Genomic DNA, 25538 nt, shown 5'->3' on the forward strand with positions numbered 1-25538 from the left:
AATAGAATAGATAAAACACTTTCTTCAGAAATTTTTAATCACGAAATATGAGAACATCAAATTATAGGACGATAATAAAATTGTCGTTGATAGCCCTTACATGTCTACAATCATTTGCTTGCACTTCAAATGATCTGGCAGAAGGCGATAGCATTAACGGAACGTTGGTTAGCACGAAGTACAATCGGAGCGCCGTATTACGCAATCCATTAAATGGGTGGGTCATGTATGCCGCGCGGACAGCAGAACCCACCTTCTGGGATCAGGAATACTATGTTCCGGATTTGGGGAAACGGGTAAAAGCTATAGATTATGCATCCGCCTGCTACTTGCGGACGAGCTGGTCGTCACTCAATCCGGCCGATGGGGTTTATGCTTGGCGAGATCCGAGCACACAGATTGCCCGATTGATCAATGGCGCTAAAGAACGAGGTGTGCCAATTGCTTTTCGCATCGTGGTCGATGGCCGCGATCAAGGAATGAATACACCCCAGTTTGTCTTTGATGCCGGCGCTGCATCTTATCTGGAGAACCCTGCCTTTCCTACCCGTATCACACCATTGCCCCAAGATCCTATTTTCAGGCAATACTATACCAAATTTATCGAAGCCCTTGCTGAAGATTTCAACGATCCAAATCTCGTATCGTTCATCGACGCCTATGGTTTTGGAAAGTGGGGTGAAGCGCACAATGTGATCTACGAGGATCCCAACACCTCCACGGGGGCTAATACGGAGACGCTTAAGGAAGAATTGATCGACTGGGTTTCCGATTTATACACCAGAACCTTCACTAAAATACCTTTAGTTATCAACTACCACCGGTTGATTGGCCATCCACAAAGCTGGGGTTCTCCAAATCCGAACAGTGATAGGCTATTGACCAAAATGATCAACAAAGGATATAGCCTTCGGCAAGATGCATTTGGTATGACAGAATATTACCAAAGTTGGGAAAAGCAGTTTGCCAAATCGTGGAACTTTAAACGACCGATCTTAATGGAAGGGGGATGGATTACTTCCGGAACGCATCGTTATTGGACAGATCCGAGTGGCCGATACCGTGAAGGCCATCCCGAAGATGTGCGGCAAGGAGAATTTGAAGCGTCGGCAGAGGCCTGTGTCAATATGATGGACTTCCGCTCTGGAGATACCGATTCATGGTTTGAAAAGTCTTTCAACCTCGTGCAGCGCTTTGTATCAGAAGGAGGATATCGTCTGTTTCCTGATCAGGTTTATCTGCCGGAAACGGTGAGAAGCGGCACCGAGGCAGAGATTACGCACCGTTGGCGAAACATGGGATGGGGATACTTTCCGAACAATATCCCACAATGGAATTATAAATATAAAGTTGCTTTTGCACTTCTTGATGCGGACGATCATGTAAAGAAGATATTATTGGATACCGCCAGCGAGCCCTCGGATTGGCTAAAGGATAAGCCGGTAACCTACAATTTCAAAACTATTGTCGATCTTCCACAGGGAACATATACCTGGGCCATCGCTATTGTTGATACAACAAAGGACAACCAGCCCGGTATAAAGCTTGCCGTTAACGATGAGATAACCGAAGAAGGGTGGGTGAAACTTCTGAACGTCCAAATACAATAAGTATGTACAACAAACTCTTTAGTTACTTTATCATCCTGTCCGGACTGTTCGCTTGTACCGAACGTCCGGAAGCGGATGACGACCAGGTCTTAAAAGCGGTAATCGACAGCGCATTTGTTTTTGCCGAAAAACAATCCTTGTTGATGGCGGAAAAATACAAAGATCAGCAAGGAAGACTCCCCCGGACATACGAAAACGGCAAAGATGTTTCTTCCGACTCACGCTGGTGGTGCAGCGGCTTTTTTCCAGGCTCGCTTTGGTATATCTATGAAAACAGCCAAAATCCCGCTGTATTAAAATATGCGGAATTGTATACGGATCGTGTCGAGCGGGAGAAATATACGACAGACAATCATGATGTCGGCTTTATGATCTATTGTAGTTTTGGCAACGGCTATCGGCTCACAAACAATAAAAAATATGAAGAAGTGATGCTTACCGCTGCTAAATCGCTAGGTACCCGCTATCGTCCGCAGGTAGGATTGATCCGGTCTTGGGATCACAATACCGAACAATGGCAGTACCCCGTTATCATCGATAATATTATGAATTTAGAGTTATTGTTGTGGGCGGCGACCTATTCGGGCGACGCCCGTTTCAAGGAGATTGCGTTATCCCACGCCGACAAAACGATGGAGCATCACTTTAGACCCGATTACAGTTCCTACCATGTCGTCTCATATGACACAATTAGCGGCACACCGCACTTGAAACAAACACATCAAGGTTTCTCGGACGAATCGTCCTGGAGCAGAGGGCAAGCTTGGGGACTTTACGGCTATACCTATCTATACAGGGAGACGAAAGATGAGCGTTATTTAAAACAAGCCCAGCATATCGCAGACTATTTGATTAATCACCCCAATATGCCTGATGACTATATTCCCTATTGGGATTATAACAGTTCCGATATTCCGGACACTTATCGCGATGTATCCGCAGCGGCTATCACCGCGTCGGCGTTGATTGAGTTAAGTAATTATGTTGATAAAGATCGCGCATCGCTATATGAGCACGTTGCCAAAGTCCAGGTTAAGACAATGGCGTCTCCGGCCTATACGGCTACTCTCGGCGAAAATGGTTATTTTATCTTAAAGCATAGTGTAGGTGCATATCCTCTCCAATCAGAAGTAGATGTGCCGCTCACTTATGCAGACTACTATTATTTAGAAGCTTTGACCAGGCTAAGGGAAAAAATTTAAGATAAGAAGTAACGGGCTAAACAATTTTTATAGTACATTGGCATGTAATCCGGAGGAATGTTCATTATAAAATGAAAAAATACAGTCTATTATTCTGCTTTTTTATTTTCTTTTTACAGTGCGCTTTTGCGATTGATACGTCACGCTACCGGTTTCACGTGATGCCTGAAACCTCCTATTACGGTGGAATACAGAGCATAGCAAAAGATAGTCTAGGGCGAATTTGGTATACTGGTACTGACGCTATCTTTATGTATGACGGGAATAGCTTCCATCAATTAGACGAACTCGTTTCCGCCCTCAATCCTACCGTCAAATGGGGGTATGGTTCTCTAATCGCCAGCCAGCGAGGAGAACTATTTCTCTTCACGAATCATGCCTTGCTACGCTTCGATTATGAGCAATTTAAATTTCATATCGCCGTACAACGCAGCATACGATCTGCATGTCAACATGATGACGGCAAACTATATATATTATCCAGAGATAGTCTTTTGTGGTATGATTCACAAAACAATACATTAAACGGTTTTCAGCTGCCCAAAGACAAATTCTACAGTAAAATTCTAAGTTTGAATGGTGACCTGTATGTGTCGCATGAAAGCACACTTTATAAACTGCACCAAAGCGAGAAGCAATTGGTACCGTTTATCCATTTAGACAAACCTTCCCATACCCTTGTTGACGTACTGGAATATGAAGGGCTCTATTACCACCTCACCCAACGAGGTGGTATCTTTGTCACCGATACATTGGGAACAATAAGACGCCATATCCCTGTATCCTTTGCGAACAACCAGCCGGCATTAGCGAAAGGCCTATTTCTTGATCAAACTGGTGTAATATGGGTGGCCACCCAGGTTGGATTGTTCTTATATAATCCAATCAAAGAAGAGCGCGGTTTTCTTCGATTGAACTTGAATGATCCTTTTTCACTACCGAATAATTCGATCTGGACCATCTATGCAGATCCTAATCAAGGCGCGTGGATCGGAACCTATGGCGGTAAGATTGCCTACTGCTCGCTATACGATGCGCACGTACGTTATTTTAATCCCAGTCCAGGAGGACTTAACCATCCAATTGTCAGTAGTTTCCAAGAAGATCAATTGGGCAACATGTGGATCGGAACTGAAGGTGGCGGGCTCAATTACTGGGACCGGAAAAACGACTCCTTCCACCATTTTATAAAATCATCCACAGATTCACCAAACTCCAACATGATCAAGCGTTTACGTTTTGACTCGGAGAACCAACGTCTTTTGATTTCTGCGTTTAGCGGCGGCCTTACGGCGTATGACCCCGCTGGTCGTACTTTCAACGATCTCCATTTCTTCTTCCCGGGAAGCCGGCAGCCACTCACCATATACGATTTCGTACAGGATGAAGAAGGAACTTGGTGGATGACCGATCCCAACCAACCTTTTTTATATAAAAGAAAGAAAAACGCGGATACAGAAATTGTTAAAATTATCGGTGCAAATGATGAAAAGCTAAACCTCGATATAGCCACATTGTATTTAGATAACCAATATAACCTCCGGTTGATTACACAACAAGGATTATATGTTGTTGATCGAAATACGCTTAAAGTCCTGAAACATTATCTGATTCAAGACGCCCCTTATTCCGCCAACAATCTATCCTGCCACCACGAATCTTCAAACGGTGATTTATGGTTAGGCACATTAGGAAGAGGCGTAAACGTACTGAAGAAAGATGGCACTTACCTCAATTTCAACAGCAACAATGGGTTTCCGCCAAAGATGGTGTTCGGTATCTTGGAAGACGACAGTTCGAAGAGAATCTGGCTGAGTACCAGCGATGGCATTTATAGTTATAATCCCAAATCCGCCAAGTTTGAGAAGGCACGTTTTTATAAAGAAAACAAATGTGGATCTTTTTATATACGCGCGGCCTACAAGACAGCAAAAGGGGAGTTATTTTTTGGCGGAACCAACGGTTTTTTGCTATTTGACCCTGCACACACCGGTAAGAACCCACAGAAACCTCGCGTGTTCTTTACCGGTTTTCTGGTGAACAATACCGAGGTAACAGCTAGTTCTGCTTCCTCCCCGCTGTCAAAAGACATCTCCAGCCTATCGAACAGACGGGACGAACGAATACGGCTTTCCAGCAGCGAATCCAACATAGAAATTCGATTTTCAGCCAACAGTTACCTGGCTGCGGATAAGAACCAGTTTGCGTATCGCATGCGGGGAATCAGCGATAACTGGACGGTGGTCAATACACCACATAAGTCTGTACAGTTTTTCAACCTTTCTAGCGGCAGCTATACGTTTGAAATAAAAGCGTCTAATAATGATGGGCTATGGGGAGACGATATATCACGGCTCTATCTGCATATAGATCCCCCTTTCTTTCTTTCGTGGTGGGCCTATTGTTTTTATAGCCTTATTGTCATTTCATTATTGTTTTTCATCATCCGTTACTACACCGATAAAAAGATGTTCCAGGAGCGTCTGGCACTCGAAGCGTTAAAAGAGCAAAATATACTGAAACTGAATCAAGCCCGCACCGATTTTTTTACGAATATTTCGCATGATCTGAAAACCCCGCTCACTTTGGTACTGCAACCACTTAAACAACTCAAGGAAACGCTGGACGCCAATAATCACGCTACCGTTTACATGCAGCTCATCGAGAAAAACGTGTCGCGGATTCAACGTATGATAAGCCAGCTACTCCGCTTTAGAGAAATAGAAAGTCAAAAAATCACGTTACATCCTCAGGTGGGGGATATTATCAACTTTGTACGTGATGTCTTTAGTTTGTTTGAATTATATGCAAATAAGAAGGAGATAGAAACGAATATTTCAGCATATAAGGATCAAGTATATGTCGCTTTCGACTATGATATCGTTGAGAAAATCTTGACCAATTTATTTTCCAATGCTTTAAAATATACGCCAAATAAGGGTTATGTTGGCGTGCGCATATATAGTTCTACTGAAGAAGAGAAGGCGAGGCTACCTCAAAAACGGGCGGAAGCCGAATTAGAATATATTTCCATCGAAGTACTCAACAGCGGTGACGGCTTCTCCGAACAACAAATTGCTACCCTTTTCACTTCTTTTAACCGTCTGTCTTCCCATCGGCCCACCTTCGAGGAGAGTTCAGGATTGGGGCTCGCTATTGTCAAGGAATTGGTTGATGTACTCAAGGGAAACATCTGGATGGTCAACAAAACCAACAAAATTTCTTTTACAATTATTCTACCATTGAAAAAGGAAGCGAGCACCGGTAGTATGCGCGGGAACGTTTATGATTATACCATTTCGGAGATTGACGACGTCATGTTGGATGATACAGAGCCCGACAGCCCTACCAAGAATGCACGAAAAGCCAACAGTTTACTGCTGATAGAAGATGATCCTGCTATGCGTACCTACCTTGAACAGCGTCTTTCACAAAAATACAATATGTATACGGCAAGCGACGGTATGGAAGGGATTATCAAAGCTGAAAAAATATATCCGCAGCTGATCATTACAGATCTCATCATGCCTAATGGCAACGGATTTGAAGTATGCCGTCGCTTAAGGCAAAATTTTAAGACCAGCCATATCCCTATCGTCATGATATCGGGCGTTGGGGAAGAAAATCAAAATAAAATTAAGGCCCTTGAATACGGAGCAACCGTTTTTATCGATAAGCCCTTCGATATCGAATATCTGTTGCAACAGACCGAAGCAATCTTGAAAAACCAGCAAGAACTACGGGAAATGTATAGCAAACGCTTGGTGGTCGATCCAGCCAAAGTAACGATCACGTCTATGGATGAAGAGCTATTGGTAAGGGCGATGAAATTTATCGAACTGAACATCTCCAATCCACTTTATTCAGTAGATGATTTTGTTTCGGATATGAATGTGGGTAGAACTATCCTATACCAAAAAATACACGACATTGTAGGCATGTCTATAAAAGAATTTATTTTGAATATTAGATTGAAAAGAAGCGCCTATTTATTAGAGCAGTCTGATCTGACCATAGCAGAGATTGCCTATCAGACAGGTTTCAACAACGCAAAATATTTTAGTGTATGCTTCAAAAAACAGTTTGAGATGAGCCCTTCAGAATTTAAAAAGAAATCAGCCAGCGTACGTGACTGATCACGAAATATACACCACCTGACTACACCGTTCGGTTAGCACCGGATCATGGGTTACGAAAACCAATATTTTGTCTTTTCCGGCTTCTATTAAACGATCGGCTAGTTCGACCGCTGTTGATGGATCGAGGGCAGAAGTCACCTCATCAAACAGCCAAACGGCACAGTCCTGCAAGAGTGCCCTCGCCACGGCTACCCGTTGCGCCTGCCCTTCAGAAAGCCCATAACCGGATTCACCCACCAAGGTATCCAAACCCTCGGGCAGATCATACACAAATGTGGCGCAAGCTGTTACCAACACTTCCCGAATACGCTCTTCCAAAACCGGCTGGCTATTCACCTGTAAATTTTCGCGTATCGTTCCACTAAACAGCTTATCGCCCTGCGGCACATAGGCAAAATTTGTGCGATGTGCACTGCTCAACTGTATTTCACGTCCATCTGCATGGAGTTGCAAAGAGCCGCTATTGGGCTTGAGCAGGCAGAGCAGCAAACGAATAAGGGTTGTCTTTCCCTTTCCACTTGCGCCGACTACGGCTGTAGGTTTGCCGCGGACAAAATCTGCATCAAACTGATGGAATACCCCCTTATCTTCATAACGGAAGCCCACACCCCGTAAGCGTAGCTGCTGTATGTTAGGCAGGTATTCTGCTTCCACCTCTTCTTCTTTCTCCGACTGGAGCATTTCATCTACGCGTTCCAATGCCGTGCGGAACCGGATAAACGTAGGGACAAATCCCATTAATGTCAAAACAGGTCCTTGGATACGCCCCACCAATTGTAAAAAGGCCGACATCGTACCAAACGTTATCTCTCCGGCATGCAACCGAAAAATCCCCCAGATAAACGTGAGCAAAAAACCCGCATTGACGGTAAAGCGCAAAATACCTTTTGAAACCGTAGAGAAATTCAAGACGCGCATTTTCATGGCATAAATAGCTTCCTGACTTCCCGTTACCTTGTCCCAACGGATCCGTTGCAATCCTAGGGCTCGAATGACCAAGCGAAACCGCATGTTTTCCTGGACGACATTTCCCAGGTTACTTTCTGCGCGTTTCAATTCCTGGTTCATCTTTTTGAGCCGTTTGAAGTACAACTTCGAAAATACGACCAACGGGGAAATACAAAGTATCACTACAGCCAGCATCGGATCCATGATCCACAAGAAACCAAAAGCCGAGAGCAACCGGAAAATGGTGATAATAGCGTCTAGCGCTGTTGTACCGATCATCTGTACCACCTCTTGGCAATCTGTATTGACACGCACCATGATATCTCCTGTATGCCAATTTTTCACCAACGCCCATGTTGCCCGCATTTGTGCATCTACCACTTCTTGCTGCAGGCGTACCAACATCCGGGAACGCATACGGTCGTTTACCCATGAAGCGTACAAACTCGCTCCTTGACCGCCCACGACACTCCATATCGCCAACCACAACGATTGTTTCATGTTGGCTGTATCGCCTGCAATCGCGTAGTCAATAGCATGTTTCGAGTAGTAAATAAATAGCAAGGATAGCCCCAAGGCAACCAGCTCCGCTAAAAAATAAAGGAGCAACGCACTCCGATAAGGCTTCGAAAAAGCCCATGCCCATTTTATTTGATACGCTAGTTTATGCTCCAATTTTCTACTCCCAAATCCTACGTTTAATCGCGGCGACTACACGTCGAGGTAAGCGCAGGTAATACCATACTATACCCAAGTTTTTGTTAAGGGTATTGCAAACGGACAATGGCTTTCCCGCACGATGCGCTTCGACTACCGCCGCAATCAAATCTGCGGCAGGAATCTTTTCTACCTGCACGAGGTTGTTGTCGCCCACGAGCCACAATTCGTTTGTTTCTTTTCGTACCACTCGGTGTAGCACGTGCCGCTGCCGCCATTTTGCCAACACGATATCCCCTACAGCGATATCCGCTACCCCTACCGTTTGTAAACACGCTGTATCTCTTTCCCGTAGGAAAGGCTCCATGCTTTTACCCACTACCGGAATCCAGACTTGATTACCTTCATCCAGATGTTGTTCTACCATTTTGAAGAACTCGGCATTTTTTATCAAGGTAACCTCTGCATCATTCTTATCCATTTGTTCTTTGTTAACGAGAAACCAGATTCACCAAATAACGTAAGGTGACATCGAGTGGTGCATCCTTCAGTAACACGACGTTCGCTCCATCCATTAAAAAGATGGTTGGATAGGCCCGTATATTGTATAGACCATCATTAATAATCCTTCCCTTTTCATCCCAGCCGTTGATCCAGTTATCGGGTATCCGTTTTTGATAGCCGGTCCAACTATCCTTATCAGGATGCAAACTTACCGATACGATCTCTAAAAAACCATTCTCTATACAATTGTGTACAGCGGGCGTTTGTGCAAGATCCTGCATCATAGCTGCACAGTGTGTACAAGTTGGATCATAAAACACCAGCATTTTATATGGTTTTGTTCCCTCGTGCATGCTTCGGTATTTTCCGTCTTTCGCCAAATACTCAAAATCGGTTGCCACCGTTCCGACTTGATTCTTTCGTACGAGCTCCAACAGTACGGCATACTTACTTCTTTCTTCCTGCGGCAATGTTTCATCCGCTGTAAGGTATGTTAAGACCTGCTCGTAATATCCTTCATTTCGCATTGGCGAATTTGGATCGTACAGGTAGTGGCTATATTTATCCAGAAAATAAGCGAAGTTTTGCGGTTCTACGGATGCTTTTTTTAGCATATCATGCACAGCAACTTGCACAACGGTGTCCGGCACGGTGGGGAACAGTGCGATAAAATCTACTAACTTCTGTTCGACTACATCTGGATTAACGGTCTGTACTTTTGCTTTAAAATTAAACCCATTCCAATAGCTGAGCAAACGCTTAGCCGGTATCGATCCCAACATTTCCCTCTCCGCATTTACATTGCCATTTTGCACAGATTGCCCTTCCCGTGGGCTGCCACAAGAGATACAAATCAGTAAGATGGCTATTGCCCGATATAGCCTACCCTTATGTAGAAATACTAAATTCATAATTTGGTGATTTTGCGGTTAAGTTAGCTTTTTCCGCGTAATTACGCAAACAAAAAAGGCCACCCGCCAGTTGGCGGATGGCTCTTTATATCGTTAAATGTTTAAAACTATGGTGTAGGCTGAGGCGCGCGTACACAACGAACGTTTTTAAGGGAAGTACTAACTACGTCAACACCTAACGCGCTAACGCCATTCAATAACTCACCGGTATTTCGTGCTAGAACATACCTATCGCCTAATGCCAAGGGTGGAATACCAATACGAAGCTCCATACTCCTACTTGCTGTAGCCATATAACCCCAAGTACCTGCGTCAACCAAACCAAGAATATCCGTTCCTTGCTCATTTGTCCATAGACCGGCATGGCGTCCGTAACTAGGAAGAATAGGAACATCTACATCTATAACCCCTTGATTCTCGTCTGATAAGTCTGTCAGACCGACACTAGCTAGTCCGCCCCCATTATTGATTGCCTGAAGAACAGTAGCATCAGTAACTTGTCCATTGTAATAGAAACGCAAGTTGTTAGAAGGATGACCTGCGTTACCAAACGCATTAGTCCCTGTAGTAGGAACTCCAGGCTGTGCTGGCAAACTATATTGAGCATAATTATAAGGGGTAGGTGCAAGTGTTGAATTTGGTGCAGCTGTATTAAACCCAGCTGTGCCTAATACCCCTCCCAACAAATTAGTAACAATATTCAATAATCCCGTGATACCGCTCGCATCAACTACCTGACCTAAGGGACCCAATGCTGATGTCAATTCATTAAGTTCGACATCACCCGAAACTAGCCCACTAAAATCAGCCTTACTCGGTGATTTCCAAAGACCGGCTGGATAAACTAATGCACAAGGATCACCGATTGTCTCCGTGGTAGCAAATGTACCAGGAAGGACCCCGCCGAAAGGGAAGTATCCATCGGCTCTTGCGGTTAGACCATTGTTCGCATAAAAAGCGTAATCACGTAGCCCGCCGTTATCGCCTCTATAGTACAAGTTCGAACGTCCCCATCTTACAGTCTGACCACCATAACTAGTTGTCAACGGAGATTCTAACACATTCAATAACAAATGATGGCTTTGACCTGCCTGAGGTGTTACATTCAATGAAAAATCAGTTGCTGTCGTGAAGAATGTACGCGACACATCACCAATATCGGCATGCGAAATCGAGAGATTTTGTACATTCAAAGTGGCGGTTTGCGCTGCAACAGGAGCAGTATATACATATGCAATCATTTGATCACCGTAAGCAGGATCTACGCGGTCAAAATCCGTCCAACCCAAACTTGCTTCAGTTGTTGTGGTACTCGGCGTAAGCACGCCTGTTAACAAATTCAAGCTACCTGCAGCTAAATTCAAGCCCGATACCGATACTGTCGGCGTTCCGGTTATCTCACCAAAGACACCAATGGTATTCAGCTCAATACCAACACGAGAATAAACGTGATTAAACAAAATTTCTATAGTTGATTGCTGCGCCAAGTTCACTGTGCCTTTCGCATATAAAACGTCCTGATTTAACGGCAATGCTACGTCAGTATCTGGTTCTAGATCGGGTGCGTCTTCTTCACTACTATAAGAAAGCGCTACCCAAGTGTATTCGCCTTCAGGATTCAACCCGTCGATCGTACCAGCAGTTCCAGCAGCTAATTCGATCGATTTTACGAAATTAGACCCTTCATAGAGATATACAACATACTTCAAGCCATCTTCCATCAACTCTGCATTCTCAGGCACATTAGCTTTAAGGCCATTTGCTCCGCTTTTCCTCGACGCTAAGTTTACAGATTTAACCGGTAAGTTGTTACCTACAGAAACGGCCATATCCACATCAGAAAACTCATATATTGTCTGTGCTACCGCCGCAGCGCTCGCTTTTCCTTTAGACGAAAGTCCTTGTCTTAAGGAAGCATCCGATTGCTGGTTATTAATCCCTTTTACCGAGATAACCAATTGATCACTTTTTGGCTCTACATTTTCGGTCGGCGTGGCTTCTTTTGAACAGCTTGTTACCAACGCTCCCGGAAGAGCCAATAGTGCCATGGCAACCATCCAATTGACACTTTTTAATCGTATAAATTTCATATCTGTCTTTTCTTTTTTTTAATAATTTAAGTAACTGCCTAATTAGAACGCTTCCCCATCATTCGTATCCCCGGTTCCCTGCGTCCAACCGCTCGTTGACGGACTAGCGCCTGCATCTACTCCCGAGGTCTGGGCAATGCCTTCCTCTAATTCGACAAGTATCACATCTATTTGAGGCGATACGTACTCTTTCTTTTGTTTTGTTTTCATATTTATACTATTTAATTAAACTATATGGTGATTATTAATCGTTTTCTTAGTGGTTAACCAAACAGATATAAAGCGCAGAAACCATAGTTGGAGGGACTCCATAATTTTAGTAGCATAAGCAAATGTTTGAACGAAAAACATCGCTTTCTTAGCCGGCAGTTTAGCATAACTTTTCATACATCTGGTAGTTAATTAATAACAACATTATAGCTTTTCAGCTACAAAAACTTCATAAAACTACATAATAACAATAAGACAAACAAAGAATTAAATTGTTTCCTTGTCATAACAAATTATGTTTATGCATCCATAAAGCGCCAAAAACAGCCTTAGGACAACAGAAACACAACAAACAAAGTATTTGCTTTGTTTGCAAAAATTTGACTTTTTTGTAGCTGTAGAACTACGACAAAGAAACGATTAAGATAAAAAGTAAAGGATAATCTGGGTATATAGAGAGAAAGGTCTTTATCTTCAACAGATAAAATTATCTAGGCAACCTTTAAATGTATAAATTAAAAATAGATCTAGCGTATAGCTTACAGGAGATCTGGCAGGGGAAGGACTTGTTAATTGGTTATAAGTCTTGAGTAGAAATTGCGACTACCGACCGGAAAAAAGAGCAGTCAACCGGGCAGTTGCACGTCGTATCGGGAAAAAGATAACCTCTTGGGGAGCATACTTAAAATATAAGCGCATACTTCGCAATATTCGACGAGCGCCATCTGGCTGAACTGACACAAAAGACACCTTACCATCTAGGTAACGTTTATCATGGAAACCAAAATTGCCCGAATGCCACACTTCCTCCATCATCCAATCCACTTCTTGTTTGGCCGGATAAGGAAAGGGTAAATCTTCTTTGGGCAAACCCAAATATTTAACGAGTATACCATGCAACACATGCACCCATTTCAAAATACCGACATTTTTATACATAAGCCGAAGCTGCGCTGAATCGATTTTAGCGCTATAAGCATGATATAATATGGCAGCATCACAAATTTGGCGCAAACCAATACCAAAAGAGAGCAAATGTTTTAAAATATGGACATTCACTTGCAATATCTGCAATTCGGGAGCCAATAACGTAATAGCCTGACCTTCTATTGAAACCGACTGTTGTTTGTTACGATACGTATTCTCTAGTTTTTTCAGGTAAGACGCCTTAAAAAGACTGCGGATATCAAACAGACGTCGATGGTGCTCAATATGTATACGTTGCCAATCGTAACCCAAACTAAAACCCAAAGCTGAATCAACTAGAATACCTTTTTTTTGCAAGTGTTTACCGACTTCATCATATCCATCATCCTCAAAATACCAGTCAATATCTCCCGATATGCGATGCAACGGATTTGGATAACAGCTCGCTACGCCCTGTCCTTTCAATAGAATTGGTTTTGTCCCTAGTTGAACAAAATCTTTAAACTGCTCCGCAGTAACTTGTCCCATTCGTAAGTTATAGCGTTCGATCTGATCGACCCGTACTGTCCATTTCATGCGCAGCGCCCGAGGCGGTAATTGCTCTTCCGTCAACAACGAAAAACTGTCGAATAGGATACCTTCCACCGTATGGTTCAATGCATATTGATAAACCACCGCCCAGTCCTCATCGGACAAAGGTTCGACAACAGAAAGCGTTCCTTTCCCCCAAAGCCCCATACGTAGTAGTTCAAAAAATGTATTCCTTAGGTTATCCTCCATGTATCCGTTTTTTCAAAACTAGCTATATTTTTCTAAACATTGACGTCGATTTGACAAAGAAGGACAAAAAATTTTGCTTTCCTAAAAAAAGTCTACTAGATTTGTAGTGTATTCAGAATTGCCTATGGCAATGCCAACCGAGTGTAGTCACCACGGTGGAAAGAAAATACGGGCACCGTCCAAAAAAAACGTAGACTTCCCTATTGTTCTGGATACAATTTATGGTTAAACGCTTTAATTTTTAAATTGTATGAAAACAGCAAACAATCTTTACAATCACCTTCTCCAGCAGTTCATCCATTATAGTATTCCCGAACTGATTGACCTTAACAACGAGCTCGTAACAGGCAACGGGTGGGGATCAAACCGTGCCACTTTTCGCACGGCCGTCCTCACTACCCTTGCCAGAAAAGGTGTCAACTTATCCCCGATCATCAGCCGCGACGATGGCTTCACCTCGATCCGGATCGTGCCCATAAAACTGACGGAAGATAATACAGTCGTTGCCGTGGGATAATGCAGTTAACGTTTTACAGGCTTCTTCTTTCCCCACCGGCGCTGATACCAAATTAGGAAACCGGTAATAGGCAACGAAGCGCATATGAGGGAAACCACAAACATCAGCCATTGTGTAAATCGGCCGCCAATCCGTCCCAGATGTATATTGTAATGGTAGAGCATGGATCTATATGCGATATCGTGATGAAGTATTTCACCTGTTTCCTTATTGCGCTTAAACAATTCCTGTCCCGAATACCTGTCGTAAAACCTTAGATCAACGGTATGGGAGCTTATTTTATGCTCGTTAAGCGCTACTATCCAAGGTGCAGCAGCGCCGGAAGGGATGTTGATAAAGATTTGTTTGAGGGATGACGGATCGGATGGCACATAATGCCGGTTCCAAATATGCAGCAACATTTCTTCAGTCGTTTTATTCATCACAGATGTCGTATCAGAAGACGGGAACTGTACCTGGACCGGTTCTTTCCCTCCAGAGGCCATCCAGTAGGTCATCTTACCGATAATCGGAAAACTGAAGTACAGCCCGGTAATAGCCAATATAAGTGCTATCAGCATGGTATAAAAGCCAGGTACATTATGCAGGTCTATAGTAAATCTTTTGATACTTGCATCCCATTTGATCAAAAACGATTTCCGTATAGTTCCTTTCGTCCATTTTTTAGGATACCACCATATGATACCGGTTAACAGGATAACGACGAAAATAACCGTACCATAACCCACTATAGGTCTACCTATCTCTTCCGGCAACCATAAATGAATATGCCCCTCCTCCATAAAATGGAAAAAACCAGCGTGGTGATCTTCCTCATCCGTCACCTCTTTCCCTATATATGCAGCGTTGTACGGATTAACGAATATTTCCGTTTTTTCATGGCTTTGGCTGTCTGAAAAGGTGACACGGGCACTGCGGTAGGGCGCGCCGTACCAAACACTAACCGCAGATGTTTCCGTGGGCAATTGCGCTTTCGCGCTGTCCAGTATAATATCCGGAGAGATGAATGTGTTTTTTTGGGGTTCTACAAATGCATATGGCTTGCCCCATAACAGGATATCTTCCTCGAACACCAAACAAGCACCGGTAACCCCCAGTATAAAAACCACCAGCCCGGATAAAAGTCCGAGCCAGCGATGGATAAATTTTACGTATCCCAACATATTTTACTAAAACTTATAGGTCAATATGGCCGAGAAGTTGCGCGGATCCGTCTGATTGATGTAAAGCGTGCGGTAGGCGTTGAAGCCAATCTCATTAAATACATTGTTGAAGAACAGACGAAGATCCCAATGCCTTGAAAATCCATAACCAGCCTGTACATTAACGGTTGTATAAGCAGCGATATCAAAAGGTTTAAGACCCGGTTGGATACCATGTGTTTCATCAACGACCCTCGACCAATCACTGACGGGGCGTTTACCGATATAATAGGCTCCTGCACCAACGGACAGACCTTTCAAAGCTCCCCTATCCAGCAAATAATTGGCATATACATTATAGGTTTGCTTTGGCGTATTCAACGGAGCAGAATTGAAATAGTACGACGTATGGTCTTTGTATCGGGCGTCGATATAGGCGTAACCGGCTATGACGTCCAATTGCGGCAGTGGCCTACCTGTCAATTCAACTTCTACACCTTTGCGCTCATCATTTCCCCCTTTTTCATAAAAAGGTGTAGGGACATTACCTTCATAAATCTGCATAGGCAGGTTGTGGTTGTTGATTTTGTACAAGGTAAGGTTAAAACGCAGGCGATCGTTGAGCCATTGCGTTTTTGCCCCCACTTCGAACTGGTCGTAGCGTGACCGACCCAGCGGTTTACCTTCCCGGTCTATAATGCCCGTTGCATTTATATTGGTGTTGCTCGTATAAGACCCGAAAACATTCAAGCCCTTCCACGGTGAAACAATGACGCCAATCTGCGGATTCCATGCGTCTCCACGGGTTGTTCCATAGACCGCATTGCTTTGCGTCTCCGATGCACTGTAGCGCAAACCTAAAACTGTCTTCACATATTTACCCACGGTTACCACATCCTGCGCCATGATCCCATACGAATTGATCAATACATCTGTAACCGCTATTCCATTCCACTGTAAGCGGCTGGTTGTAGGAAGTACATTCGTAGGGTGTTCAAAGATATCCACCGTATCGATCCGCAATAAATTGTTGGAAGGCAAATAGCTTTTGATCATACTCGCTTTGTAATCCATTCCAACCTGCAATGTATGGGACAATCCACCGGTATAGATATCTGTCCCCACCAAATCTACCTGAAGTGTAGAATTGTTGTTTTCTACTGTCGATCCTATGATGCTGCGGGCTCGGATATTGGCTTCCCTATCCCGCACGTTAGCGAGGTATACACTTTGATTGGTTGTCTTTAAAGTTGATCCGAAATACGCAACGCGCAAGCTGAGCTGATCTGTCATTCTACGGTTAAGCCGTAACGTATACGTCATGTTTTTTGTCGTATAACGATCGTTTTCAAAACCTAGGTAACTGTCATAAGGCAAACTATAGATAGCATTTGTACCCATATCGGCCAGATTTACGGTTCCGGCGTCGGGCGTCCGGCTATCATTCAGGTAATCCAATTCCAGAAAAACGTCTGTTTTGGCATCGGGCTTCCATGCCAATGACGGATTAACGTATATTTTTTGCCCCTCTATCACCGAGCGGTAGCTTCCACGGTTTTCGTACGCGCCGTTGATCCGGAAGGCTAAGGTTTTCTCTTCATTTATAACTCCCTGTACATCGAAAGCCGGACGAAGCAGCCCCCAGCTACCGGCGCGCATCGACACATAACCCGTATTTTCAAACTTCGGTACCTTCGTAACGATGTTGACCACACCTCCCGAATTGCCGATGTCAGCAGAAAGCCCTTGTGTAATCGCATTAGACCCTTTGAGTACCTGTATGCTTTCTACACCTTCCATATCGGTAATAAATCCCTGTCCCAATCCATCTTCATAGACACGTACACCGTTCTTCAAGGTTGGAATACCACGGAAGCCGCGAGAGGCAATACTTTCCTTGGTATTGTTGTAGGTGGAGAAGGTATATACGCCTGGTACATTCTGCACACCGTCACGGATCGTCAGCACACCCTGTTGGCGAATAAGTTTTTCGGAAATGATCGAGATGCTCTGTATCTGTTCCGATGGCTGCAGGGGAAGCCTTGTAATGGCATCCAATTTTTCCGGCTTTTGGTTCCGCTCGCCGAAAACCTCCACCTCATCTATTTCCAATGCGTTTACGTTAAAACCTATTGTATTAGTATCTATTGGACGCCCAAGCGTAATCTGGTTGCCACGGACTTTCGTCCCATTACTTAGATTACCAAATACCTGTTTCAGCACATCGCTAAGCGGGATATTTTGGGCACGGACGGTCACGATACGATCTGTATCTACAAAGGTCTCGCTATAAGCTATACTGCAGTTGGCGGCTGTTTCAATGGCTTTGATCGCCTCGGAAAGTTTAACGTTTTGAAGCTCGATACTGATTTTTTTCTGAAGTAGGTTTCCCTGTGCAGCGACGTTGAAAATAAAGACAAGTGAAAGAATAAACGTAGTACAACCCTTATATTTTATATTGTTCCACGTATTCAATGATAAATAATACATATTTTTGATAAATGTTTTTTGATTGTTAATTAAGCACTAATGGTCGAATAAACAACTTCCCGGATCTATGTTTGGCGACTGCGGTCCGGGATATATTTGTTTATGAATTTGTTTTATGTAGGATGCATAGTTGATAAGTTTATGGATAAATGCGTATCGATTTTTCTTTTATACGAAAGCTAATTCCGGTAGCATACGCCAAATCATCGAGTATCTGTTTCACGGAAGCATCGTGATAGCGCCCCCGCATGCGATATGTCGCCAATTTACTGTCTGTAAGCGTAATCGTGACACCATACCAACGTTCCAGCACAGGAACGATATCTTGAAGTGTGTGGTTATCAAATATCAGGTAGCCGTCTTTCCAACTACCCTGTTTGTCTGCTCCGCTATAGTCCGTTATGGACTGCCCCTCATGCATCGCTGCCTCATTGGCGGCTAATAATAGGGTGTCCTGGCTACCTGAAGCGGTAAACCTCACTTTCCCCTCCTCGACAGCAAGATAAGTGCGTTGCTCATCCTTAAAACTACATAGGTTGAATTTCGTTCCAAGCACTTCGGTACAGGTATGAGCCGTATTAACCAAAAATGGCTTTCCATTTTGTTTCGCAACTTCAAAAAAACCTTCCCCTTCTAAAAACACCCGACGGGAAGATGAGGCAAATTCCTTTGGATACACCAATCTACTTCCTGCATTTAAATACACTGTACTGCCATCAGATAGTACGATTTTAGCTTTCCGTCCAAAATCGGTACGTAGCGTATCATAAGTTTCTGGCTGCTGGACATATGGTATAGGGAAATATTGTTCGACGTTATCTTTAAGAAAAAACAGGTAGCCAAATAATGCCAGCAACATCGCTGCTGCTACACGTACAACATACATCCGTACCGGTGTGTGCATTTTCGACCCTGCGATGTCGTCATCTGCTGCGGTCTTTTCCGTATGCTCACGATTAATCGCTTCTTGAAGCTGTCTCTGCATCCGAACGCCAATCTCGTCCTCGTTCGGGATTTCCGAAAAGCTTGGTAAGTCGTCCGCTCCCGACTCCTCCTCTCCGAATTCGAGCCAATGTTCCATGGCACGTTGCTCTTCCGGCGAACATGCTCCTTGCTGGTATTTCCGGATCAAAGAAGGTGTAATTTTCATCCCCATCATATAACATATCGTCCGAGATTGGTTTTTTTCCATATAAAAATGGAAAAAAAGTCATAACGCGCTCATTTTAAGCCTAGAAAAGTTATTTGGAAAGATGCAGCCGCAAATACATAAGGGCATTATACAGGTAATGGTCAACAGTCTTTTCGGATAAAGACAAGGCATCGGCAATTTCTTTTTTATCCATGCCCTGCTTTCTGTTCAGTTTATACACCTGATGACATTTGACAGGTAGTTGATCCAGTAGCCGGTCTATTTGTTCGTTTAAGTCGTCGAATAGGATGGCCTCTTCTGTCTGATTGGAAATCGTTGTATCTGGATTCAGCTGTTGTTCACATTCGTATTTCTTTTCATTGGTCTTCGCGCGTTGCGTATCTATAATCTTATAACGAATTGCTCGTCTGAGATAACGATCAAACCGCATATCCACGCTACCAATGGTCTCCCGTCGTTGCCAAACGGATAAAAATACATCCTGAACCAGTTCTTCGGCAACCGCTAAATCACCACAGAAATGATAGGTATAACGAAGCAGATCCCTCCAATGTGCATTATATAGCTCATTGAATGTCTTTTCATCAATTACATAACCGCTATCATTTATGGCTTCCATTCGGGCGATAAATATAGATATTTATTTAGAATAATTACAAATAGAGATCCATAAAAATAAATTCCCAAATAAAATAAAATCGTATCTTCGTATGAATGAAAGCGTTTTCTACCTATTTATCCTACTTTCGATCAAAGCAACTATTATGGGAACATTCCGGCAATTCGATATCGATCAGGCTCTTCTAGGGGCTCTGCAGGCCGGAGATCCGTCCGCTCTGGACACGCTATTTAAGAAACACGGACGAAAAATGCGCTATTTCGCAAAATCCATCGTGAAAACAAACGAGGTCGCAGAAGAGATTATGGTGGATAGCATCGTTAAGCTATGGCAGAACCGTGCACGCTTCGAGAGTTCCGAAAGCATCAATGCTTTTTTATACGTTGTCATCAAAAATCTCAGCATCAATTATGTCAAATCCGCCTATGCATCCCAGCAATTTGAATATGAATTCGATGAAAATCTGGAAAATATCGATCCCGATACCTACATCAAGATAATCCGGGCGGAATTTCTACAATCCATCCACGATGAAGTGACGAAGTTGCCCGAAAAACAGCAGGCCGTTTTTCGGATGACCTATTTTGAAGACCTAACGACGGAAGAAATTTGCGAACGGTTAAAAATGAGCCCTGCCGCTGTATTTACGAATCGTTCCCGCGCCCTTGAACAGTTAAGGCTCGTATTCAGGGACAGGGACATGTGGGTGAGCATTTTAACACTCCACATGTTTTTGGCCACCTATCGGGAGCAGCTTTGTATTGTTGATTCGCTCTTCCACAGCTCCTAAGAAAAAAATTAAAAAAAATACGTTTTATCTGTAAGATTTGACACGGTCTCTTGTCATTATATAGTAGAAGCACCGTTGTGAAGATGAAAAACACAAAACGAATTATATATCTACTGCGTAAAAACATCGAGGGTCAGCTCACGGCGGAAGAACGTCAGGAGCTGGATCTGTGGATGAATGACGACCCCGTCCGACATCAGTTTGTAAATGAACTTTCGGATCCTAAACGTTTACTTGCCGAGTTGGCGACGTTTGACGAGGCCTACGACGAAGATATACTTTTACAGCGCATCTATACAAAGGCAGGTGTCGTCGTGCCGGAAGACGAAATTTCCGAACGAAATCCACGACGATGGCGGAAATTGCTCCCGTATGCTGCTGCCGTTCTCTTTTTCTTAACCTTAGGCGTACTCTATTGGCACAAGGATTCTTCCCCGGAGAAACCCGTTACAGATATGGTAGTGGCGAACGACATCGCGCCAGGTGGGCAAAAAGCCGTCTTAACACTTGCTGACGGGCGTAAAATCGCGCTTAGCGGAGACCAAGGCACTATCATTCTACGTAATGACAGTGCGTATTACCCTGATGGAAGTCCTGTCCTAACCGATGATGACGCTTACGGTAACAATCACCTATCGCTGTCCATTTCAGTCCCTAAAGGAGGTATATACAAAGTCGTCCTGTCAGATGGTACGGCCGTATGGCTCAATTCATCCTCTACTTTGCGTTATCCAAGACGCTTTGCCGGTAAACAACGACGTGTGGAACTGGAGGGGGAAGCTTATTTTGAGGTAAGTTCCTTGCAGGAAAATGGCCAACATATCCCTTTTTTCGTGCGAACACGATCGCAAGAAATCGAAGTTCTGGGTACACAGTTCAATGTATCGGCCTATCATGATATGCCGGAAACCACGACCACCTTGGTAGAAGGACGCGTTTCCGTCGCCATTGGCCCAAACAGCTCTGATCGCTTTTTGCTGGAACCGGGCTATCAATCGGTAGTTACCAAAAACGATCGGTCGGTACAAAAAGTCGATATTGCGCAATTTGTAGCTTGGAAAGACGGATTATTCTTGTTCAAAAACACATCATTTGAACAGATGATGTCGCAGATATCCAGATGGTATGATGTAGATGTCATGTATAAAGGCAACATACCGCACGAATCATTTACCGGCAAAATGAGCCGGCAACTATCTTTACTGACGGTACTCGAACTTTTGAATGTTTCCAATGTTAACGTACAGATTCAGGATAAAAAGCTCATTGTAAACTAAACGGAATAACGAACGAATCTTTAACTAAAGCAAAAAAACCATGCATGACCTTCCAGATATATAATGCCCTACCGTAAAAGTCTGTAAGAAAATAGGGGAAGCGCTGCGAACACTTCCCCGATTGTTACAGATAGCCTAACGATAAACCAGTGTTACTAATTGATTTTTTAAACTATCCAAACACACAAACGTAATGATAAATTATCGCTTTTGTTCATTGGAAAATGAAAAAAGTAATATGTATAACCATATAAAGCGAATTATGAAATTAATTCCCTTGTTATTACTTTCTACCTGCCTGCACCTCAGTGCCACGTCCGTGTCGCAAACGATCACCTTGCGTGCAAAAAACAAACCTATAACGGCCATTTTCGAGCAGATCGAAAAACAGTCGGGACACAACATCATCTACAACGATCGATTTGTGGACGCCAAGACGGTGGTCAGTATCCACGTTCAGGACAAGCCGTTAGCAGAAGTGCTGTCCATGCTGCTCAGTCCACGGTCGTTGTCATTTATCATAAAAGACAAGACTATTGCCATCCGTCAAGCGGAAAAAGCACGGTCTGATAGACGCATTATATCCACGTCTGCAGCCCGGCAGCAGCGAACGGTGCAGGGAACCGTCACGGGCGCATCCGGTAATCCGCTTGAGGGCGCCACCGTACAAGTCAAGCAAACCGGCAGGGCCACGATGAGCAATGCAGCAGGCGCCTATGAGATCCAAGTTCCGGAAGGAGCGGTTACATTAGCATTCTCACTTATCGGATATCAACCGCAGGAACAGGTAGTCGGTGACAGGACAACCGTACACGCTACGCTGACAGAAGCCATCGGTGATCTGGATGAGGTCGTTGTTATCGGTTATGGCACACAGCGAAAATCTAGCCTGACCGCTGCGGTTTCTACCGTCAAAATGGAAGATATCAGAAATATACCGCGACCTAACATACTGCAATCGCTTGCCGGAAGGGTGCCTGGCGTTACCGTGGCGGAAAGCAATGGTGAACCCGGCAGTTCCCCGGAAATACTCGTACGCGGAATAGGTACGATAGAAGGAAACAATAACGGTCCCCTCGTACTGGTAGACGGTAGCCCGGCCACGAATCTATCTTCAATTGCCCCGGCTGATATAGAAAGTATATCTGTATTAAAAGATGCTGCTGCCGCAGCCATATATGGATCCCGGGCGGCTAACGGAGTCTTGCTAGTCACGACCAAACGAGGAGGCGAAATGGACAGGGCCGTCATCGAATTTAACAGCTACGCGGGTATCCAAACCCCCACCCGCTTTCCGAAGACCGTCACTTCCTATGAGTTTGCGACGCTGGTCAATGAAGCCATGTTCAATGAAAACAAAGCGCCTATATATAACGAGAATGACCTGAGGCTATTCCGGGAAGGTACCGACCCGGTTATGCACGCCAATACGAACTGGCTGGAAGAAGTAACCGACAAGCACGTGCCCATCGTCAACAACTATCTAAGTGCGAGTGGAAACAGTGCCATAGGACAGTACTTTCTTTCGGGAGAATATATGCACCAAAAAGGTTCGATAAAGCACATCGACCATTATAACCGCGTTAACCTGCGGGGCAATATTACGAGCAAGATCAGCGATAAATTACAGCTCCAGATGCTCACGTCCTACCAACATACGACAAGAGATGCTGCCGGTGTCATGAATATTTTCAGCAATGCATTACGAAACTCGCCAACGGCCGCGGTGCGTTATCCCAATGGCTATTATGGCGGTGCGATGTTCGCCAATGGCAATTACCTTTGGCGTGTGGGCAACCAAGTCCAGGTCATCGAGAACTATGGGCCTATCGACGACATCCGATCAAACTATACCGTCAACGGAAACTTGGAATACAAACCCGTTGCCGGACTTACCTTGAAGGGTATGGCCGTTTATCACGCGGGCCACGATACGTACAGCGCCTATCAGCCCAAAATGGAGACCTATGACTTCTTTGAGCGCACCGTGGAGGTGGGGCGTAACTCCCTAACCGAGAACTGGTCTAAGCGCAATAAATATGATTTACAAGCTACAGCTACCTATGAAAAGCGGTTCGGGGCGCATTATTTGAATCTACTTGGCGGCTATTCGCAAGAATCGTTCCGAGAAGATCGAATAACCGCCTACCGGGCCGACTTCATCAATGATGAACTGCACGAACTTAGTGCGGGTGATGCGGCGACGCAAACCAACGGCGGCGGTGCAGACCACTGGGCGTTTATGTCCGGGTTTGGTCGGCTGAGCTATAATTTCGATGAACGTTATCTCTTTGAACTGACGGGCAGGTATGATGGATCCTCCCGATTAGCGGCGGGCAACCGCTGGGATTTCTTCCCTTCTGTTTCGGCCGGGTGGAATATCCGCAACGAAAGCTTCATGCAACATGTCGGTTGGTTGGATCTGCTCAAGTTAAGAGCTTCCGTAGGGCAGTTGGGCAACGCCGAGAAACTTGGTTTTTACGAACCGTATCCCCGATTGTCTGTAGGCCCCTACTATAGCTTTAATGACACGCAGGTCTTGGGGGTATTGTATGGTAATCCTGCCAATCCGAACCTAAGCTGGGAAACGTCGACCACCTACAACCTCGGGCTCGATGCGAGTATTAAAAATGGCCTCTTCGGTTTCGAATTTGATCTTTGGGAGAAAAGGACCGATGATATCCTACTAACGGTACCCGTTTCCAACATCATTGGCTTACCCCAAGCACATATGACGACCAATGCCGGCAAGGTGGGTAGTCATGGATTTGATCTTGTCCTTACCCACAACCACTTTATCAATGACGATTTCAGCTATAATGCCGCTTTTACCATTTCAGGTTGGCGGAGCTGGGTTATCGATCTACAGGACCGCGCCACCCCGTTCAGCTCCACGTATCGTCCTAACGGCGATCTGGGTGATTATTATGGATATCAAACCATGGGTATCATCAACACGGAGGAGCAACTGGCAAACTATCGCAACTTAGATGGTGTCCCACCACAGATCGGTTTGGGAGATTTGATGTATAAAGACCAAAATGGCGACGGGAAGCTCGATTATATGGATCAGGTACGGATTGGTAACCGCTATGTGAAAACCCAATTCGGTTTGAACCTGGGATTTCGGTACAAAACATTCGACTTGGCCGTCTTGCTGCAAGGCGCCGGCAATACTGACCGGGTATGGGACGGCTATGTGCGGAACGCCTTAATGAATTTTAACTCTCCCTTAGCGCTCCATCTCGATCGGTGGTCACCGGAAAACCCCAATGCGAACGCCCTTGTCCCCCGGTTGTTGCAAAATTTTGCCCATAATAGGGAAAACTCCGACTGGTGGATCAAATCCGGATCATACTTGCGTCTCAAAAATGTGCAGGTAGGTTATAGCCTACCCACCAATGCGTTAAGTAAAATTAAAATACAGGGACTTCGGGCATATTTAGCGGCAACGAACCTCTTTACCTATGCCCCGAATTATGTGGATGGCTTTGATCCCGAACGGGATATTTTTGATCAGTGGTACCCCAATTATACCGTAGTTTCCTTGGGGTTAAACTTAAGACTCTAAA

Annotated in this window: 17 protein-coding genes and 1 riboswitch; of the genes, 7 read left to right on the top strand and 10 right to left on the bottom strand. The window is 44.4% G+C overall.

The genetic code is table 11. From position 1 onward, the window contains the following. Positions 1-47: 47 nt before the first annotated feature. The 3 genes from H8B21_RS19310 to H8B21_RS19320 all read left to right on the top strand — a co-directional run bounded on the left by H8B21_RS19310 (position 48) and on the right by H8B21_RS19320 (position 6948). A complete protein-coding gene (locus H8B21_RS19310; RefSeq protein ID WP_190315495.1) occupies positions 48-1610 on the top strand; it encodes a DUF4832 domain-containing protein in 1563 nt (520 codons plus the stop codon). Positions 1611-1612: 2 nt separating this feature from the next. Beyond that, on the top strand, positions 1613-2812 hold the full coding sequence (locus tag H8B21_RS19315) for a glycoside hydrolase family 88 protein (protein WP_190315496.1): 1200 nt from the start codon (positions 1613-1615) through the stop codon (positions 2810-2812). 71 nt (positions 2813-2883) lie between these two features. Continuing rightward, the gene (locus H8B21_RS19320) at positions 2884-6948 is read left to right on the top strand and encodes a hybrid sensor histidine kinase/response regulator transcription factor (RefSeq protein WP_223815149.1); all 4065 of its coding nucleotides are present in this window, start codon (positions 2884-2886) and stop codon (positions 6946-6948) included. On the opposite strand, the gene H8B21_RS19325 is transcribed toward H8B21_RS19320, so the two are convergent. From H8B21_RS19325 to H8B21_RS19350, 6 genes are all read right to left on the bottom strand, one after another. Further along, complete coding sequence (locus H8B21_RS19325; RefSeq protein ID WP_190315497.1) at positions 6949-8574, bottom strand: ABC transporter ATP-binding protein; 1626 nt, start codon at positions 8572-8574, stop codon at positions 6949-6951. Positions 8575-8578: 4 nt separating this feature from the next. Next, the gene (locus H8B21_RS19330) at positions 8579-9037 is read right to left on the bottom strand and encodes a S24/S26 family peptidase (protein WP_190315498.1); all 459 of its coding nucleotides are present in this window, start codon (positions 9035-9037) and stop codon (positions 8579-8581) included. Positions 9038-9047: 10 nt separating this feature from the next. Beyond that, positions 9048-9971: a DUF5106 domain-containing protein gene (locus tag H8B21_RS19335; RefSeq protein ID WP_190315499.1), complete on the bottom strand. Its 924-nt coding sequence runs from the start codon at positions 9969-9971 to the stop codon at positions 9048-9050. A gap of 107 nt (positions 9972-10078) precedes the next feature. Next, positions 10079-12061, bottom strand: coding sequence for a fimbrillin family protein (locus H8B21_RS19340; protein WP_190315500.1), 1983 nt, complete (start codon positions 12059-12061; stop codon positions 10079-10081). A 42-nt stretch (positions 12062-12103) separates the two neighbouring features. Further along, positions 12104-12271, bottom strand: coding sequence for a hypothetical protein (locus H8B21_RS19345; protein WP_190315501.1), 168 nt, complete (start codon positions 12269-12271; stop codon positions 12104-12106). 603 nt (positions 12272-12874) lie between these two features. Further along, on the bottom strand, positions 12875-13978 hold the full coding sequence (locus H8B21_RS19350; protein ID WP_190315502.1) for a nucleotidyltransferase family protein: 1104 nt from the start codon (positions 13976-13978) through the stop codon (positions 12875-12877). A 103-nt stretch (positions 13979-14081) separates the two neighbouring features. Continuing rightward, a riboswitch (SAM-I-IV-variant riboswitch) is annotated at positions 14082-14175 on the top strand. 53 nt (positions 14176-14228) lie between these two features. Between H8B21_RS19350 and H8B21_RS19355 the strand changes: the two genes are divergently transcribed. Continuing rightward, the gene (locus H8B21_RS19355; RefSeq protein ID WP_190315503.1) at positions 14229-14495 is read left to right on the top strand and encodes a 5-oxoprolinase; all 267 of its coding nucleotides are present in this window, start codon (positions 14229-14231) and stop codon (positions 14493-14495) included. Positions 14496-14500: 5 nt separating this feature from the next. Here the strand turns inward: H8B21_RS19355 and H8B21_RS19360 are convergent, their stop codons facing one another. The 4 genes from H8B21_RS19360 to H8B21_RS19375 form a co-directional block, all read right to left on the bottom strand. Then, on the bottom strand, positions 14501-15658 hold the full coding sequence (locus H8B21_RS19360; RefSeq protein WP_190315504.1) for a PepSY-associated TM helix domain-containing protein: 1158 nt from the start codon (positions 15656-15658) through the stop codon (positions 14501-14503). Positions 15659-15664: 6 nt separating this feature from the next. Continuing rightward, entirely contained in the window at positions 15665-18127 is a 2463-nt protein-coding gene (locus H8B21_RS19365; protein WP_190315505.1) for a TonB-dependent siderophore receptor, read from the bottom strand. Between the two features lie 139 nt (positions 18128-18266). After that, positions 18267-19319 carry a FecR family protein gene (locus H8B21_RS19370; protein WP_190315506.1) on the bottom strand — a complete coding sequence of 351 codons (1053 nt, stop codon included), beginning with the start codon at positions 19317-19319 and terminating at the stop codon, positions 18267-18269. Positions 19320-19368: 49 nt separating this feature from the next. Next, positions 19369-19899, bottom strand: coding sequence for an RNA polymerase sigma-70 factor (locus H8B21_RS19375; RefSeq protein ID WP_190315507.1), 531 nt, complete (start codon positions 19897-19899; stop codon positions 19369-19371). 91 nt (positions 19900-19990) lie between these two features. Here H8B21_RS19375 and H8B21_RS19380 point away from each other — a divergent pair, with 91 nt between their 5' ends. From H8B21_RS19380 to H8B21_RS19390, 3 genes are all read left to right on the top strand, one after another. Next, a complete protein-coding gene (locus tag H8B21_RS19380; RefSeq protein ID WP_190315508.1) occupies positions 19991-20689 on the top strand; it encodes an RNA polymerase sigma factor in 699 nt (232 codons plus the stop codon). 83 nt (positions 20690-20772) lie between these two features. Next, complete coding sequence (locus H8B21_RS19385) at positions 20773-21966, top strand: FecR domain-containing protein (RefSeq protein ID WP_190315509.1); 1194 nt, start codon at positions 20773-20775, stop codon at positions 21964-21966. A gap of 262 nt (positions 21967-22228) precedes the next feature. Then, the gene (locus H8B21_RS19390) at positions 22229-25537 is read left to right on the top strand and encodes a TonB-dependent receptor (RefSeq protein ID WP_190315510.1); all 3309 of its coding nucleotides are present in this window, start codon (positions 22229-22231) and stop codon (positions 25535-25537) included. Position 25538: the final 1 nt, after the last annotated feature.

This window comes from Sphingobacterium chuzhouense, assembly GCF_014692525.1.
GTDB classification, from domain to species: domain Bacteria; phylum Bacteroidota; class Bacteroidia; order Sphingobacteriales; family Sphingobacteriaceae; genus Sphingobacterium; species Sphingobacterium chuzhouense.

Excerpts from the sequence above, each read along its gene's own strand:
- H8B21_RS19310 (WP_190315495.1), top strand. The coding sequence starts at position 48 with ATGAGAACATCAAATTATAGGACGATAATAAAATTGTCGTTGATAGCC.
- H8B21_RS19315 (WP_190315496.1), top strand. The coding sequence starts at position 1,613 with ATGTACAACAAACTCTTTAGTTACTTTATCATCCTGTCCGGACTGTTC.
- H8B21_RS19320 (WP_223815149.1), top strand. The coding sequence starts at position 2,884 with ATGAAAAAATACAGTCTATTATTCTGCTTTTTTATTTTCTTTTTACAG.
- H8B21_RS19330 (WP_190315498.1), bottom strand. The coding sequence starts at position 9,037 with ATGGATAAGAATGATGCAGAGGTTACCTTGATAAAAAATGCCGAGTTC.
- H8B21_RS19335 (WP_190315499.1), bottom strand. The coding sequence starts at position 9,971 with ATGAATTTAGTATTTCTACATAAGGGTAGGCTATATCGGGCAATAGCC.
- H8B21_RS19340 (WP_190315500.1), bottom strand. The coding sequence starts at position 12,061 with ATGAAATTTATACGATTAAAAAGTGTCAATTGGATGGTTGCCATGGCA.
- H8B21_RS19345 (WP_190315501.1), bottom strand. The coding sequence starts at position 12,271 with ATGAAAACAAAACAAAAGAAAGAGTACGTATCGCCTCAAATAGATGTG.
- H8B21_RS19350 (WP_190315502.1), bottom strand. The coding sequence starts at position 13,978 with ATGGAGGATAACCTAAGGAATACATTTTTTGAACTACTACGTATGGGG.
- H8B21_RS19355 (WP_190315503.1), top strand. The coding sequence starts at position 14,229 with ATGAAAACAGCAAACAATCTTTACAATCACCTTCTCCAGCAGTTCATC.
- H8B21_RS19360 (WP_190315504.1), bottom strand. The coding sequence starts at position 15,658 with ATGTTGGGATACGTAAAATTTATCCATCGCTGGCTCGGACTTTTATCC.
- H8B21_RS19365 (WP_190315505.1), bottom strand. The coding sequence starts at position 18,127 with ATGTATTATTTATCATTGAATACGTGGAACAATATAAAATATAAGGGT.
- H8B21_RS19370 (WP_190315506.1), bottom strand. The coding sequence starts at position 19,319 with ATGGAAAAAAACCAATCTCGGACGATATGTTATATGATGGGGATGAAA.
- H8B21_RS19375 (WP_190315507.1), bottom strand. The coding sequence starts at position 19,899 with ATGGAAGCCATAAATGATAGCGGTTATGTAATTGATGAAAAGACATTC.
- H8B21_RS19380 (WP_190315508.1), top strand. The coding sequence starts at position 19,991 with ATGAATGAAAGCGTTTTCTACCTATTTATCCTACTTTCGATCAAAGCA.
- H8B21_RS19385 (WP_190315509.1), top strand. The coding sequence starts at position 20,773 with ATGAAAAACACAAAACGAATTATATATCTACTGCGTAAAAACATCGAG.
- H8B21_RS19390 (WP_190315510.1), top strand. The coding sequence starts at position 22,229 with ATGAAATTAATTCCCTTGTTATTACTTTCTACCTGCCTGCACCTCAGT.